This window comes from Sphingomonas sp. CFBP 13733 (genome assembly GCF_014841795.1).
GTDB classification, from domain to species: Bacteria; Pseudomonadota; Alphaproteobacteria; order Sphingomonadales; family Sphingomonadaceae; genus Sphingomonas; species Sphingomonas aerolata.
In genome coordinates this window covers 227,327-242,343 of sequence record NZ_JACYUP010000001.1, presented here as the reverse complement: position 1 = coordinate 242,343, position 15,017 = coordinate 227,327, and the positions used below count along the sequence as shown (strand labels likewise).

13 protein-coding genes are annotated in these 15,017 nt (G+C 66.9%); 10 read left to right on the top strand and 3 right to left on the bottom strand.

Going from position 1 to position 15,017, the window contains the following annotated elements:
- The first annotated feature begins 226 nt into the window (after positions 1-226).
- Positions 227-1,339 (top strand): alkene reductase, encoded by a 1,113-nt coding sequence (locus IFT71_RS00915; protein ID WP_107933904.1) that lies wholly within the window; start codon positions 227-229, stop codon positions 1,337-1,339.
- Between the two features lie 69 nt (positions 1,340-1,408).
- Here IFT71_RS00915 and IFT71_RS00910 read toward each other — a convergent pair whose 3' ends face one another.
- Together IFT71_RS00910 and IFT71_RS00905 are read right to left on the bottom strand one after the other, a co-directional pair.
- Positions 1,409-2,068, bottom strand: coding sequence for a UPF0149 family protein (locus IFT71_RS00910; RefSeq protein WP_192138823.1), 660 nt, complete (start codon positions 2,066-2,068; stop codon positions 1,409-1,411).
- Positions 2,065-2,262: a hypothetical protein gene (locus IFT71_RS00905; protein WP_043157026.1), complete on the bottom strand. Its 198-nt coding sequence runs from the start codon at positions 2,260-2,262 to the stop codon at positions 2,065-2,067. The genes IFT71_RS00910 and IFT71_RS00905 overlap by 4 nt, the downstream gene beginning before the upstream one ends.
- Positions 2,263-2,562: 300 nt before the next feature.
- On the opposite strand from IFT71_RS00905, the gene IFT71_RS00900 reads away from it, so the two are divergent.
- From IFT71_RS00900 to IFT71_RS00860, 9 genes are all read left to right on the top strand, one after another.
- The gene (locus IFT71_RS00900; protein WP_244654684.1) at positions 2,563-4,731 is read left to right on the top strand and encodes a methyl-accepting chemotaxis protein; all 2,169 of its coding nucleotides are present in this window, start codon (positions 2,563-2,565) and stop codon (positions 4,729-4,731) included.
- A gap of 130 nt (positions 4,732-4,861) precedes the next feature.
- Positions 4,862-5,245 carry an STAS domain-containing protein gene (locus IFT71_RS00895; protein WP_192138822.1) on the top strand — a complete coding sequence of 128 codons (384 nt, stop codon included), beginning with the start codon at positions 4,862-4,864 and terminating at the stop codon, positions 5,243-5,245.
- Positions 5,242-5,610, top strand: a complete 369-nt coding sequence (locus IFT71_RS00890) for a response regulator (RefSeq protein ID WP_031439694.1) — start codon at positions 5,242-5,244, stop codon at positions 5,608-5,610. The genes IFT71_RS00895 and IFT71_RS00890 overlap by 4 nt, the downstream gene beginning before the upstream one ends.
- Positions 5,607-7,619 carry a chemotaxis protein CheW gene (locus IFT71_RS00885; RefSeq protein WP_192138821.1) on the top strand — a complete coding sequence of 671 codons (2,013 nt, stop codon included), beginning with the start codon at positions 5,607-5,609 and terminating at the stop codon, positions 7,617-7,619. The genes IFT71_RS00890 and IFT71_RS00885 overlap by 4 nt, the downstream gene beginning before the upstream one ends.
- A 2-nt stretch (positions 7,620-7,621) precedes the next feature.
- Positions 7,622-8,137 (top strand): chemotaxis protein CheW, encoded by a 516-nt coding sequence (locus tag IFT71_RS00880; protein WP_192139229.1) that lies wholly within the window; start codon positions 7,622-7,624, stop codon positions 8,135-8,137.
- A 117-nt stretch (positions 8,138-8,254) separates the two neighbouring features.
- Positions 8,255-8,731 (top strand): chemotaxis protein CheW, encoded by a 477-nt coding sequence (locus IFT71_RS00875; protein ID WP_192138820.1) that lies wholly within the window; start codon positions 8,255-8,257, stop codon positions 8,729-8,731.
- A 91-nt stretch (positions 8,732-8,822) separates the two neighbouring features.
- The gene (locus tag IFT71_RS00870) at positions 8,823-9,677 is read left to right on the top strand and encodes a CheR family methyltransferase (RefSeq protein WP_446740744.1); all 855 of its coding nucleotides are present in this window, start codon (positions 8,823-8,825) and stop codon (positions 9,675-9,677) included.
- Between the two features lie 3 nt (positions 9,678-9,680).
- Positions 9,681-10,766 carry a protein-glutamate methylesterase/protein-glutamine glutaminase gene (locus IFT71_RS00865; protein ID WP_192138818.1) on the top strand — a complete coding sequence of 362 codons (1,086 nt, stop codon included), beginning with the start codon at positions 9,681-9,683 and terminating at the stop codon, positions 10,764-10,766.
- 11 nt (positions 10,767-10,777) lie between these two features.
- Positions 10,778-12,514, top strand: coding sequence for a hypothetical protein (locus IFT71_RS00860; protein WP_192138817.1), 1,737 nt, complete (start codon positions 10,778-10,780; stop codon positions 12,512-12,514).
- 28 nt (positions 12,515-12,542) lie between these two features.
- Here the strand turns inward: IFT71_RS00860 and IFT71_RS21815 are convergent, their stop codons facing one another.
- Positions 12,543-15,011, bottom strand: coding sequence for an alpha/beta fold hydrolase (locus IFT71_RS21815; RefSeq protein WP_192138816.1), 2,469 nt, complete (start codon positions 15,009-15,011; stop codon positions 12,543-12,545).
- Positions 15,012-15,017 lie beyond the last annotated feature (6 nt).

The window sequence follows — 15,017 nt, the reverse complement described above, 5'->3', positions numbered from 1 at the left end:
CGCCTCTTTTTAACCATTTGCGGCACCGAACGCCCCCGTGCGAACAACGGCGCACCGGCGACGGTTGCATGGATCGCCCGCGCCCGTGTCTCGCTACCGGATTCGGAACGTCGTCATATTCTGCCGCGACAACGTCCCTCCTTACCGCCGTGCCGGGATCTAGCGGCTGCTCGCGCGTTACAGCTTGCTGCCCTCCTCCTCCCCCACGCCAACGGAAGACCACATCATGTCCGACCAGACCGACAGCCCCGTCCTGCAGCCCGTCACGATCGGCGATCTGCGACTGCAGAACCGTATCGTCATGGCGCCGCTGACGCGCAGCCGCTCGAACGACGAAGGTGTCCCGCCCGACTTTGCCGCCGACTATTATGCGCAGCGTGCCGATGCTGGCCTCATCATCAGCGAAGCGACCAACATCTCGTCGCAGGCGCGCGGCTATGCGATGACGCCCGGCATCTGGTCGGACGCCCAGGTCGCCGCATGGACGCCGATCGTCGAGGCCGTCCACCGGCGTGGCGGGGCGATCTTCCTTCAGCTGTGGCACACCGGCCGCATCTCGCACCCCGATCTCCACGATGGTGCGCTCCCCGTCGCGCCGTCCGCGATCAAGGCGGAGGGCCAGGCCTTCACGAATGACGGGATGAAGGATTTCGTCACCCCACGCGCGCTGGAGACGGACGAGATCCCCGCGATCGTCGAGGATTACCGCCGCGCTGCCGAACAGGCGAAGGCCGCGGGTTTTGACGGCGTCGAGGTCCATGCCGCGAACAACTATCTGCTCGAACAGTTCATCCGCGACAGCACCAACCAGCGCAGCGACGTCTATGGCGGCTCGATCGAGAACCGGCTGCGCTTCCCGCTCGACGTGGTGCGCGCCGTGGTCGATGTCTGGGGTGCAAACCGCGTCGGGATCCGCATCTCGCCCGCGACGACCGAGCCGGGCAAGACCCCGCTCGACAGCCAGGTCGGGCGGACCTTCGACACGTTCGTCGATGCCCTGTCGGAGATCGGGCTGCTGTACATCCACGATATCGAAGGCGTGACCCAGCAGACGCGCGACGTGCCGGACGGCGTCGACTTCCAGGCGCTGCGCAAGCGCTTCTCGGGCGCGTACATCGCCAACAACCAGTATACGCTGGAGCTTGCCGAGAAGACACTGGCGGAAGGCAATGCCGACCTGTTCAGCTTTGGTCGCCCCTTCCTCGCCAATCCCGATCTCGTCGACCGGCTGCGCACCGGCGCACCGCTGGCCGAGGCGCCGAAGCAATATTGGTATGGCGGCGGCGCCGTCGGCTATTCGGACTGGCCCGGCATGAACGGGAAGATCGAGCTCTCATAATCCGGCAGAACGTCTGAGGTGACCGAGGGGACGCGGGGCAGGCACACATCGTGCCGCCCTCGTCCCCGATCAGCCACAGCAGCGCTTGTGCTTTTTCCCCGACCCGCAAGGGCACGGATCGTTGCGGCCGACTTTCGATGCCGTCGTCGCCGATGCGTCGGGTGACGACGGGCCGGCGACGCTCACCTGCGCTGCGTACAAGCGCTGAACGGCGTCGGTCAGTTCGGCCAACGCCCGGTCCTGAAGCGCGTTGATCTCAACGCTGTCGAGGTCGCTCTCATTGCCCGCGACCGCGATCAGCGTTGCCAGCTGCGACCACGGGGCCGCCCTTGCGGGGTCGTCGGCCAGCGCATCCCAGGCCGCGGGGCGCAACGCGACCGCATCGGTCAGGCCGTCGATCCAATATTCCCACAGAACTTCGCCATCACGCTCGTCGACGTCGAAGATCGGTTGAAGCTTGCCGCGGGCAAGGTCGCGCGCGATCTCATCACGCCGGGCCGCCACCGCATCGGCGAACCATTGCACGTCGAGCGGATCCTCAAAGGGCGGCGTGCCGTCGGACTCGCTTCCCCAGATCACCGTCATCCACTCGCTCGGCGCGATCGCCTCCGGGGAGATCAGCAGCCCGGTGAGGAAGCCGTCGAGCTCGGTGAGCAACATCGGTTCCTCGACGGCGAGATCGGCGAGCGCGCCATCGAGGCGCCGGAAGCGTGAAGGGAATCGCTTCACAGGCTGAGCGCGCGGCGGCGCATCTCGGCCTGTGCCATCTCGCGCAGCGGGGTCGCCTCGCCCGCAGCGAAGATGTCCGCGAGGTCGAGCAGATCCTCGTCGCCAAGAGCATTCACCGAGGCCTCGACGGCCACGAGGCGATCGAGCGCGCGCGCCGTTACCATCCCCTGGCGCTTGGTTCGTATTTTGAGCATCGCCGTCCACTAGCAGAACCGGTCAGGATTTACAGGCGCAGACCACGTCCATGATCCGGCACGCATCGACGTGCGGGTGGCAGCCACCCGGCGCACCGGATCGCAATCTCGAAAATTGTCGCGCGCTCCAAACCGTCCCTGCCCTGACCACTCTATAATCAAGCTGACCTTGATGGGCGGTCCCCCGATTCCGCGGTTGGCGGCAAGATCGGCGTGACATGTGAGATTCAGACGGCGGCAAATGGCCGCCATGTTGTTTGAGCTATCGATTTACATGATGCAGCACAAAGGAATCCGTTGATGTTGGCAAAGATCCTCGGCGGCGTCTCGTCAGACGTCCTCACGTCCGAATTGGCGCGCCTCGAGAGCATGTTTGCCGACGGTGACTTTTCGCAACGGGCGAATACTTCGCTCGCCAATGGCCAGACCCAGACGGTGCTCTGCGCGATCAACCAGATGCTCGATCGCGCGCTGCGCCCGGTTGGCCAGTTGAGCGCCCGGATCGACGACTGGAGCGCTGCGCATGACAAGGGCGATATCGACGCCGTCCTGCCGGTCGACGAGTTTCACGGAACGTTCGCGGTCATGGCGAAGCGGCTCAACCTTCTGGTCGGCAGCCACATCGCGGTCAAAAGAACCGCGATGGCCTGCGTCAGGGAATTCAGCGAGGGTAACTTCGCCGCCCCGCTCGAGCGTTTCCCCGGCAAGAAGGCGTTCATCAACGAGACGATCGAGACGCTGCGCGCAAATCTGCAGGGCCTGATCAGCGAACTGAACCACATGTCCTCCGAGCACGACAAGGGCGACATCGACGTCATCGTCGCGGCCGACCGGTTCAAGGGCGACTTCGGCACCATGGCGCGCGGCGTCAACACCATGGTCGCCAACCATATCGCCGTGAAGAAGAAGGCGATGGCCTGCATCAAGGCGTTTGGCGAAGGCAATTTCGACGCGCCGCTCGAAGCCTTTCCCGGCAAGAAGGCGTTCATCAACGACACCGTCGAGACGCTTCGCCGCAACCTGCGCGACATCATCGGCGAGGTGGAACGGTTGATCAAGGCATCGACGGCGGGCGAGCTCGGCCAGCGCGGTGACGAGACGCGCTTCGTCGGGGATTTCGCCGGACTGGTCTGCGGGATCAACGCGATGCTCGATGCGACGCTGCTGCCGATCGAGGAGGGCAATCGCGTCTTGAACCTCGCCAGCGTCGGTGACCTGCGCGAGATGGTCGAGATCCCCTGCCAGGGCGACCACCGCCGCATGAAGGATTCGATCAACGCGCTGGTCGACAATCTGCGGGTAAGCGCCAGTCTCGCCGACAAGATCGCCGACGGTGATCTGAGCTTTGCACATCAGCCATTGTCCGACCAGGATACGCTTGGACAGGCGATCGTGCGGATGGTCGACAATCTGAGGGTGAGTGCCGATCTGGCCGACAAGATTGCCGATGGCGATCTGGCCGTGTCGCATCAGCCCATGTCCGACAAGGATGTCCTTGGCCAGGCGCTGGTGCGGATGATCGAACAATTGCGCAACGTCGTCGGCAAGGCCAGCGGCGCCGCCGACAATGTCTCGGCAGGAAGCCAGGAGCTGTCGGCAAGCTCCGAGCAGGTCTCGCAAGGCGCGACCGAGCAGGCCGCGGCGGCCGAAGAGGCCTCGTCGGCGATGGAAGAGATTGCCGCCAACATCAAGCAGAGCGCGGACAATGCCGCGCAGACCGAAAAGATCGCCCGCCAGTCCGCGAAAGACGCCGAACTCAGCGGGATCGCTGTCCAGCGCGCGGTGAACGCGATGCGGACGATCGCTGAGAAGATCGGCATCGTCCAGGAAATTGCCCGCCAGACCGATCTGCTCGCGCTGAACGCCGCGGTCGAAGCTGCGCGCGCGGGCGAACATGGCCGCGGTTTTGCCGTCGTCGCCTCGGAAGTGCGCAAGCTCGCCGAGCGTAGTCAGGTCGCAGCGGCAGAGATCGGATCGGTGTCCTCGCAGACCGTCGCCGCGGCGACCGAAGCCGGCGACATGCTGACCAAGCTGGTGCCCGACATCAGCCGCACCGCCGAACTCGTCGCCGAGATCAGCGCGGCATGCCGTGAACAGGACATCGGCGCGGCACAGATCAACGAAGCGATCCAGCAGCTCGACCTGATCAGTCAGCAGAATGCCGGTGCGTCCGAACAGATCACCGCGACGTCGGAGGAGCTCGCCTCGCAGGCCGAGGAACTCCAGGCCAGCATCGCCTATTTCCGGACCGGCGGCGGGGCGGACCTTGGCCATCGCCGGCCGGCCCCGGCGGTGCAGCGCAAGGTGAGCGCGCGCAGCCCGATCGCCGCACGGCCAAGCGCCAAGGCCAAGCGGCCAAAGCCCAATTCTATCGCCGACCAGCAGGCCCGCGTGAACGGCTTCGCGCTCGATCTGATCAAGGGTGGCACCGACGCCGACGACGATGCTTTCGGCGCGCAGGCGGCCTGAGCGCGGATCGCGGAGGCGGTCTGCTGACCCGCTGACGCTGTGGTGAGGCGATCGTGCCGTCGGGCGCGATCGCCTTGCGGCGTTAATGACGACCTGATCGAAAATAAGCGATGGGTCCGGAACGGACCTCTTGACCGCCGTCTATAATGAACCAGCGAACCCGGCCGCGCGACGCTGCCGGCTGGAGAGAATGGGGGAACGCATGGCGCAAATCATCCTTGTACCGGCCACCGTCACGACCAGCTCGGTGGTGCCGTTCGCTGCGGACCTCGCGTCACAGCTCGAGCAGCATGACGCGATCGAACTCGATCTCTCCGCCGTTGCCGAAGCCGATGTCAGCCTGTTGCAGCTCGTCTGCGCGGCGCGCCGTCAGGCCGAACGCGACGGCAAGTCCCTGCGCCTTGCAATGCCGGTGCACGACGCGCTGGCGGCGCTGCTCGAGCGTGCGGGCTTCCTCACCGATATCCCATCAGCCGATCAGAATTTCTGGTTTCACGGAGATTTGCCGCGATGAGCGCATCCATCCTTATCGTCGATGATTCCACCAGCATACGCGTCGCCATCCGCATGGCGCTGACCGGGGCTGGCTACACCGTCAGCGAGGCCGCCGACGGCGCGCAGGGCCTGAGCAAGGCCAGTGGCAGCCGCTTCGACATGATCATCACCGATCTGAACATGCCCAACATGGACGGGCTGTCGATGATCCGCGCGCTGCGCAAGAACCCCGCGCAATGCGGTACCCCGATCCTGTTCCTCACCACCGAATCCGAGGATGCGATGAAGCAGCAGGCCAAGGCCGCCGGCGCGACCGGCTGGCTGGTCAAGCCGTTCGTCCCCGAACAGCTGATCCGGGTCGTGCGCAAGGTCCTCGGACGGTGAGCCAGAACGACCCCGTCGCCGCATTCCGCGTCGAGGCGGGCGAAGTCCTCGAACAGGTCGAGCAGGGCCTGCTCGATCTCGGTCACCGGCTGGACGATCACGAGCTGATCGACGCAGTGTTCCGCGGACTGCACACGCTCAAGGGCTCGGGCGCGATGTTCGGCTTTGACGCGCTGGCCAGCTTCACGCATCACTGCGAGACCGCCTTCGACCGCGTCCGCAAGAACCTGACCCCCGCCACGCCGCAGCTGATCGCGGTCATTCTGTCCGCGCAGGATCACATGCGCGCGCTGATCGAGGGCGACGCGACTGACCGCAAGGCGGAGGGTGACGCGATCCTGGCAAAGCTGCAGGCGGCGCTGGACGGCGCACCCGCGCCGACGCCGGAGGCGCCGCCCGTTTTGCAGGGGTGGCGGCTGTCGCTCCGCCTGCCCCCCGAAGCGATGCAGAATGGCATCAACCCGCTCGCGCTGCTCGATGAATTGCGCACGCTCGGCGACTGCCGGATCGTCGCGCGGACCGACCAGGTGCCGCCGCTTGCCGAGCTGGTGCCGACCGAATGCCATATCGGCTGGGATATCGAAGTGCGCGGCGCGGTGTCGCGGGATGACCTCGAGGACGTCTTCATCTTCGTGCTCGACGACCTGGACCTTCAGATCGAGGCGATCGGCGACACGTCGTGCGACGACGTGGAGGATGCCGCGCCGCCGCCTGGCGCGGGGACGACGCCGTCTGCGCTCCCGCCCGCACGGGTCGACACGATGCCACCGGTGCAGGATCGCGACCCGGCCACCACCCAGAACGGCCGAGGCGCGCCCAAGACCGGCGAAAGCGTCCGGGTACCCGCCGAACGCCTCGACCTGCTGATGGACCGGGTGGGCGAACTCGTCATCGTCCAGAGCCGGCTGTCGCAGCTCGCGCATAGCAGCGGCAGCAACGCGACGGACGTCGCGCTTCGCTCCATATCCGAAGAGATCGAGCGGCTGGCGAGCGAATTGCGCGACACGGTGATGGTGCTCCGCATGGTGCCCGTCGCCACGCTGTTCGGCCGCTTCCGCCGCCTCGTCCACGACATCGCGCGCGATACCGGCAAGACGATCGAACTGTCGACCGACGGCGAGACCACCGAGGTCGACAAGACGGTGATCGAACGGCTCGCCGATCCGCTGATCCACCTGATCCGCAACGCCTGCGATCACGGTATCGAACCACCCGAGCGCCGCCTTGCCGCAGGAAAGCCCGAAGTCGGGCAGGTCCGGCTATCCGCGCGTCAGGAGGGCGGCGAGGTCGTCATCACGATCCGCGACGACGGCCACGGGATCGACCGCGAGCGCGTGCGCGCCAAGGCCGAGGCACACGGGCTGCTCCAGCCAGGACAGGTCGTGAGCGACCAGGAGTTGCTCCAGATGATCTTCCATCCCGGCTTCTCGACCGCGCCACAGATCACCAGCCTGTCTGGCCGGGGCGTCGGGATGGACGTGGTCAAGCGCACGATCGAGAGCCTGCGCGGCACGATCGAGGTCGCGAGCGTATCGGGCCAGGGGTCGGCGATGTCACTGCGCATCCCGCTGACCCTCGCGATCATCGACGGGCTGCTGATCCGGGTCGGCGACGGTCGCTACGTCATTCCGCTCGCCGTGGTCGAGGAATGCATCGAACTCAGCCTCGAGGAGGATCTGCGTTCGCGTGGGCGGAGCTTCATCACGCTACGCGACCGGCTCGTGCCGTTCGTCCGGCTGCGCGAGATGTTCGCGACGGGGACGAAGCCCAGCGTCCACCAGAAGATCGTCATCATCGCGACCGGCACCGAGCGGGTCGGGCTGGTGGTCGACCAGATTATCGGCAGCCACCAGACCGTGATCAAGCCGATGTCGGCGGTGCACTGCAACGTCCCGACCTTCGCCGGCGCGACGATCCTCGGCGATGGCGGCGTCGCGCTGATCCTCGACGTCGTCCAGCTCGTCGCGCTGGGCCAGCATCAGGAGGAGCGGCTTCGCGCCGTTGCATGACCATGGAAGACACGACGGAAACCCAGTGGGACGAAGACGGCCGGCTCGAGGTGCTGACGTTCGATCTGCAAGCCGAGAAGTTCGCGGTCGAGGCGGTCCTCGTCCGGGAAATCCTCGACCTGCTGCCCGAAACGGTCGTGCCGGGTGCGGACCGGCTGGTCGCGAGCGTCGCGAACTTTCGCGGCAAGATCATCCCGATCGCCGACCTGCGCCTGGCATTCGGCCTCCCCTCGGCGGAATCGACGATGGACAGCCGGATCGTGGTGGTCGAGCTCGACGTCGACGGTGTCCCGACCCAGATCGGCATCCGCACCGACAAGGTGCACGAGGTCGCGACCTTGCACCGCGACGCCAGCGAGACCCCGCCCACGGTCGGCCTGCGCTGGCGTCGCGATTTCATCCGCGAGCTGGTGCGTACGCGGCAGGGCGTCATCGTCCTCGCCAACATCGCGCGGATCTTCGACCCGTTGCTCGGTGGCCGCGCCACCCCCGCCGTGCTCGCGCCGGCACTCCTCTGACGCTGGAAGGACCGTTATGTACGGGTCAATCGAACGATGCTCGGCGATAGCCACTGATCGGTCCCGGCCGGGTGGTGCGGCACGCCCCCGCTCCGCAGCCTGTGCTGGGTGCGCGGCATGAGCGTCGCCGGAGAGCTGCAGGCCGTGACCTTCGGGCTGGGTGCCGAAACCTTCGCGGTGCCCGTCACGCTGGTCCGCGAGATCCTTGACTGGACCGAGACCTTTCACATCCCGAACGGCCCCGATTATCTGCTGGGGCTGACCGATCTGCGCGGCGAGGGCGTGACGACGATTGATCTGCGGCGTCGCCTCGGCCTGCCGCCGGTCGCGCCGACGCCGAGCACGCGGATCCTGGTGATCGATGTCCCCGTCGATGGGCGCAACCTGGTCCTCGGCCTCGTCGTCGACCGGGTGCTGGAGGTCAGCACCTTCGACCGCGGCCAGATCGGCGCGGCGCCCGATATCGGCGTCCGCTGGCCGTCGCGCTATATTGCGGGGGTGGTCAAGCGGACCGAGGGGTTCGTCGTGCTGGTCGATGTCGCGCAGATCTTCTCCAGCGCCGAGGTCAACGCCCTGCACGCCAGCGCCGCATGACGGGGTCGCGTCGCGACCCCTGACACCCAATCCTCATGGTGCCGCCTCGAACGGTCCCTCGTCATTTCTGGAGCTGGCTCCCGTGTCCTTCATCTCCCCGATCGTCAAAGCTACGCCGAGCGCCTCGGACCAGATCGGCCCGCGCGAGTTCGCGCAGCTCGCCGACTATATCTTCGACTATGCCGGGATCCGGATGCCGGCGAGCAAGCGGACGATGCTCGAAGGGCGGTTGCGGCGCCGGCAACGCGCGCTGGGGTTCGATACGCTCGAGGCTTATTGTCGCCATGTCCTGACGGACAATAATCTCGATCAGGAAGGCATCCACCTGATCAATGCGGTGACGACCAACAAGACGGACTTCTTCCGCGAACCGGTCCATTTCGACTTTCTGCGCGACGTCGCCCTCCCCGGCCTGGAAGCGACCTATCTGCGGACGATCCGTGCCTGGAGCGTCGCCTGCTCGACCGGGCCCGAGCCCTACACGATCGCGATGCTGCTCGACCAGTTTGCCGCCACGCGCCGCGGCATCGCTTACAGCGTATTGGCGACCGATCTGGACACCGAGGTGCTCGAGATCGCCCGGCGCGGCATCTATCCCGCCGATCTCGCAGAGCCCGTTCCGGCGGCGCTGCGGCGCAAATATCTGATGGAATCGCGTGATCCGGCGCGTCGCGAAGTCCGCGTGATACCCGAGTTGCGCCGGGCGATCGCGTTCGCCCGGCTCAACCTGATGGACGAGGTCTATCCGGTCGGCGAGCCGATGCACCTGATCTTCTGCCGCAACGTCCTCATCTATTTCGACAAGCCGACCCAGCATGAGGTCGTCTCGAAGCTCGTCAGCAGGCTCGCGCCGGGTGGCTACCTGTTCCTCGGTCATTCGGAATCGATCACGGGGCACGAACTCCCGCTCGTGCCCGTCGCCCACACCGTTTTCCAGCGGAGCTGATCCATGGCCGTCTCCGGAAAAATCCGTGTGCTCATCGTCGACGATTCCGCGGTCGCGCGGCATGCCCTCGCGGCGATTCTCGAGGAGGACCCAGAGATCACCGTCATGGGCACCGCCGCCGACCCGTTCAGTGCGGCCCGTCGCATCCAGGACGAAGTGCCCGACGTGATGATGCTCGATGTCGAGATGCCGCGCATGGACGGGATCACCTTCCTGAAGAAGCTGATGGCACAATGCCCGCTTCCCGTGGTGATGTGCTCGTCGGTCACGGAAAAGGGCTCCGACGCGATGCTGCAGGCATTGGAGGCGGGCGCGGTCGACGTCATCGTGAAGCCCCGTGCCGGTCTCGCCGAGCATCTCGCCGATCACAATCTCCAGATCCGCGACGTGATCAAGGCGGCGGCGCGCGTGCGGGTCTCGCTCCGGTCGTCCAATGGCAGCCGGCCGGGCCGGCTCGAGCAGAAGCTCACCGCGGACGCCGTCCTGCCGCCCCCGAGCGGTCGCGTGATGAACCGCGCGACCGAGCGCGTGGTATGCCTCGGCGCATCGACCGGGGGAACCGAGGCCCTACGCGAAGTCCTCACGGCGCTGCCCGCGACCACGCCCGGTGTCGTCGTGGTTCAGCACATGCCGGAAAACTTCACGCGCGCTTTTGCCAATCGGCTGAACACGCTGTGCGTCGTGACCGTCAAGGAAGCCGAGGACGGCGATCCCGTCCTCCCGGGCACCGTCCTGATCGCGCCCGGCGGCAAGCACATGATGATCGAGCGGCGCGGGACCCGCTATTTCGTCGCGGTCCGCGACGGGCCGCTGGTCTCGCGTCACCGGCCATCGGTCGACGTCCTGTTCCGCTCGGCGGCGACCGCTGCGGGGACGAACGCGATCGGCGTCATCATGACGGGCATGGGCGACGATGGCGCGCGCGGGATGCTCGAGATGAAACAGGCGGGCGCCCGCACCTTCGCGCAGGACGAGGCGACGTCGATCGTCTTCGGCATGCCCAAGGAAGCGATCGCGCTGGGCGGCGTCGATCGGGTCGTCCCGTTGCATCACATCGCCCGCGACGTCTTGCACGCAACGGCACAATAGGGGCTAGGACGATGACATGGGTCGAACACAGGGCTGTCGAGTCCGATCGGGACGGCGACGAAATGCCGGCCTGGAGCGTGCTGGCAACCGAGCTCGAGAGCGTGGCGAGCGGGCTCGACCAGCGCTTCGTCGATGCCGGGCGTTCGCTGGAACGCGCCTATGACACGGTCGGAAACCTGATCGGCAGCCTCGAAAGCGTCACCAATGCGCTCGACCGGGATGCCGCCGACCGCGCGGTCGCGACGATGCAGGCCAATGCCGACCAGCTCGCCAGCCTGCCCGCGCGACAGAAGACGCGGCAGCATTCGCTCGACATCCTTCAGCAGGCGAGCGGAACGGTGCAGACGGAAATCGGGCGGGTCGACCGGACGCTCGATCTGCTGAAGATCTGCGGGCAGTATCTGAAAGTCGCGGCCGCCGGTGCGCACGGTTTTGCCGAGTTCGCCGACGCGATGGTCGCCGAACTGGACGTCAGCGAACGCGAGATCCACGAGATCAGCAAGGAGGTCGGGCAGCTCGCATCGACGGTTCCCTGCGTCGTCGAGGTGAATCGCGTGCTGGCGTCCGAATGCGCGCGCCTGTGCCCGCATGTTCCCGACAAACTCGCCGCGGACGCGATCGGACTCCAGCAGAACCAGATCGAGGCCGCGCGGCGTGCCGAGACGATCGCGACGATTGCCCGGGACATTCGCAGCAAGCTGTCCGCGGCGCACGGCGCATTGCAGATCGGCGACATCACCCGGCAGCGGCTCGAACATGTCGCGCAGGCCTGCAGCCTGCTCGGCACGGCGGTCGACGAGCTCAATCGCGCGGGCGATCCGGCTGCCGCCAGCGCGCTCGAAGGCCAGGTGATGGCGATGCTCGCGGCACAGGTCGCCGACGCGGCCGCGGATCTCCAGAAGGAATCGCGTCTGTTGGGCGGCAATTTCCGCGCGATCGCAACGCAGGTCGCGACGATGGTGGCACCGCATGAATCGAGCGGCGTCGAGCGGACGAGTGATGGCGCGTTCCTGCAACTGCTCGAGCAGAGCGTCGCCGATGTCGATGCGGTCACCGCGCAGTTGCGCGACGCTGACATGCGGTCGACGCAATTGGGATCCGAAGCCTCCGCCACCGTCAGACGCCTGGGCGACCGGCTGACGACGATCCACCGGGTCACGAGCGGCGTGCGGATCATGGCGTGGAATTCCGATCTGCGCTCGTTCCGCATGGGTCGCGAGGGCGACGGGCTGGCGCGTATCGCGACCGAGATCCGCTGTGCCGTCAACACCCTGGAGGCTGTCTCGGCGTCGATCGCCAGCGCCTTCGAACAGCTGAGCGACGCCGCCGACGCGATCGGCTCGCCCCCCGATGGCGACGAAGCGACGGCAGGGTCACTGCCCGAAGCGCTCGCGGTCATTCGCGCGGGGGCGTTGCTCACGCGTCAGGGCATGTCCGGCCTCGACCGTGATGCGGGTGCGATCCACGACATCGTCGCGGCGATGACCAGCACGCTGGACTGTGAAACCGCCTTCGCCGAGCCGCTGGCGCGCATCAACGCGAAACTGGATGCACTGGCAATGCCGCTGGTCGAAGCGAGCCAGAGTATCTCGACCACCGGCGAGCAGCTTTTTCACGCGATCAACGCACTCTACACGATGGCGCGCGAACGCCAGGTGCATGCCCGCTTTTCGCCATCCCAAGAGCAGCCCGAAGCCGAGGTCGCTGCGATGTCAGAGGACGCGGACGACTGCGACGGTCTGTTCTGAGATCGCGGCGCGCCCCAGGCTGGGTCGATCAGCCGAGACGATCGGCCTGAGTCCTGATCCACGCCGCGGTCTCGTCGGGCCGCGTCACCGGGATCATGTGGCCGCCATCGATCAGCGTCAGCGCGGCGTGCGGCACCATGTCGGCGAAGCGGGCGCCATGTACCTCGGGATCGAGAATCTGGTCGTCGCGGCCATAGAGGATCGCGACCGGGAGCCAGAGGCCGTGATAGCGCGCGACCATGTCCGGCAGGTCGTCATTGGCGGCGACGAGATCGGCCGAGGCCACCTCGAAATTTGCCGGCCGCGACACCAGCGCGCCGCCGCCGCGTGTCGCGAAATCGGCGGGTACGGGCTCGGGCGCGAACGCCGCCACCGCGCCCTTTTCACCCGCCAGGATGGCGGCGGGGGTGGCGAGCGTCCAGGCCACCGCCTTGCGCGCGGCGGGGGAGACGATCGCGAGCGCCGCGAACGCGCTCGGCGCGCTGTCCTGCGGCTGGGTGAGCGGCGCAATCAGCGCCAAGCCACCGACCGCTTCCGGGTGATCGATCGCCAGCGCGAGCGCCACCGCGCCGCCAAGCGAATGGCCGACGACAAGCGGCTTCTCGAGCTCCAGCGCCGCTACGAAACGCGCGATCTGGGCGGCTTGCGCGCGGATATTCGCGGTCTCGCCGGGCGCCGAATAGCCGGAGCCGGGCCGGTCGATCAGGATCACGCGGTAGTCGGTCGCGAGCCGGTCGAGCAGCGCATAGCTGAAGTTGCGCATCTGCCCGGCAAGGCCATGGATCATCACGATCGTCGGTCCGGTGCCGCGGTCGAGATAGTGCATCCGGCGGCCGTCGACGTCGATGAAGGCGCCGTCGGCGGGTATCATCCGCTCGGTCCGCCGCTGGCTCAGCTTGGCGAACAGCGCAAGACCGCCGACTGCTGCGATCGCCGCCGCGGCCGTCACCGCGCCGATCGAAACGGCAGAGCGCGGCGACGCGACCGGCGTCGGAGTGGCGGCACCGCGCGCTTTGTCGAACCGCATCGTCCCGTCCTCCAGCTTGCCAAATTTGAGCGCGGCGAGATCCAGCGCATAGTTCTGGTGCACCTTCCACGGCGCCTTGGACCCCTGATGTGGCAGGATGGCGTTGGCGCGCTGGACATAGCCCGAGGTGAAGCCGAGCATCGGCTCGGGTGTCACCGAGGGGTCGTCGTGCGTGGGCGTGCACATATCATAGCCGTTCGCGTCCATGTGCCGCAGCAAGCGGCAGGCGTAGCGGGCCGACAGATCGCATTTCAGCGTCCAGGATGCATTGGTATAGCCGAAGGCGAGCGCCAGGTTCGGCACGTCGCTCACCATCATGCCCTTGTAGATCAGCCGGTCGGCGGGGTTCACGACCTGCCCGTCGACGACGAGCTCGACGCCGCCCAGCAGGCGCAGGACGAGGCCCGTGGCGGTGACGACGATGTCGGCGCGCAGTTCGCGGCCCGATCGCAGCGCGATGCCGGTCGGTGTGAAGCGGGCGACGTGATCGGTCACGATCTCCGCCTTGCCGCCGCGCATCGCCTCGAACAGGTCGGCATCGGGGACGAGGCAGATGCGCTGGTCCCACGGATCGTAGCGCGGTTCGAAATCGCGCTCGACCTCGTAATTCTCGGGCAACTGCGCGCGGACGCCCTTCAGGATCAGCGCCTTCATGTGATCGGGACGTTTGCGCGCATAGGCGTAGGTGGCGATCCCGAGTACGACGCTCTTCCATTTGGTCGCGCTGTCGGCGAGCGTCTTGGGCAGCACGCGGTGCGTCCACCGCGCAAAGCCATCCTGCGACGGGCGGGAGACGATATAGGTCGGCGAGCGCTGCAGCATCGTGACGTGCGCGGCCTTTTCGGCGAGCGACGGCACCAGCGTCACGGCGGTCGCACCGCTGCCGATCACCACCACGCGCTTGCCGGTCCAGTCGAGGTCGGCGGGCCAGTGCTGCGGATGAACGAGCTGCCCTGCAAAGTCCTCGACACCCTCGAAGGGCGGCGTGAAGCCGGCGTCATAATCATAATAGCCGCTGCCCATGTACAGGAACCGGCAGACGATCCGCTCCGACGCGGCGCCGTCCCGCTCGATCTCGACCGTCCAGCGTGCATCGGCGGACGACCAGGCGGCGCGAACGACGCGGCGGCCGAAGCGGATATGCGCATCGATCCCGAATTCGCGCGCCGTATCGGCGATATAGTCGCGGATCGCGTCGCCGCCGGCGATCGCCTGGTCGCTCGGCCAGGGGCGGAAGGGGAAGCCCAGCGTGTACATGTCCGAGTCCGAGCGGATGCCGGGATAGCGGAACAGGTCCCAGGTGCCGCCGATCGCGTCGCGCGCCTCGAGGATCGCGTAGCTCGTGCTCGGGCATTCGGTCTGGAAACGATAGCCCGCGTCGATCCCCGACAGACCCGCACCGACGATCACGATGTCGAGCTCTTCCGCGGTGCCCGAGCCGGAGGGGATGGACGCAGTCTCAATTGCCATGCCGGA

Excerpts from the sequence above, each read along its gene's own strand:
- IFT71_RS00890 (WP_031439694.1), top strand. The coding sequence starts at position 5,242 with ATGAGCGCATCCATCCTTATCGTCGATGATTCCACCAGCATACGCGTC.
- IFT71_RS00880 (WP_192139229.1), top strand. The coding sequence starts at position 7,622 with ATGGAAGACACGACGGAAACCCAGTGGGACGAAGACGGCCGGCTCGAG.
- IFT71_RS00860 (WP_192138817.1), top strand. The coding sequence starts at position 10,778 with ATGACATGGGTCGAACACAGGGCTGTCGAGTCCGATCGGGACGGCGAC.
- IFT71_RS21815 (WP_192138816.1), bottom strand. The coding sequence starts at position 15,011 with ATGGCAATTGAGACTGCGTCCATCCCCTCCGGCTCGGGCACCGCGGAA.
- IFT71_RS00865 (WP_192138818.1), top strand. The coding sequence starts at position 9,681 with ATGGCCGTCTCCGGAAAAATCCGTGTGCTCATCGTCGACGATTCCGCG.
- IFT71_RS00915 (WP_107933904.1), top strand. The coding sequence starts at position 227 with ATGTCCGACCAGACCGACAGCCCCGTCCTGCAGCCCGTCACGATCGGC.
- IFT71_RS00900 (WP_244654684.1), top strand. The coding sequence starts at position 2,563 with ATGTTGGCAAAGATCCTCGGCGGCGTCTCGTCAGACGTCCTCACGTCC.
- IFT71_RS00875 (WP_192138820.1), top strand. The coding sequence starts at position 8,255 with ATGAGCGTCGCCGGAGAGCTGCAGGCCGTGACCTTCGGGCTGGGTGCC.
- IFT71_RS00905 (WP_043157026.1), bottom strand. The coding sequence starts at position 2,262 with ATGCTCAAAATACGAACCAAGCGCCAGGGGATGGTAACGGCGCGCGCG.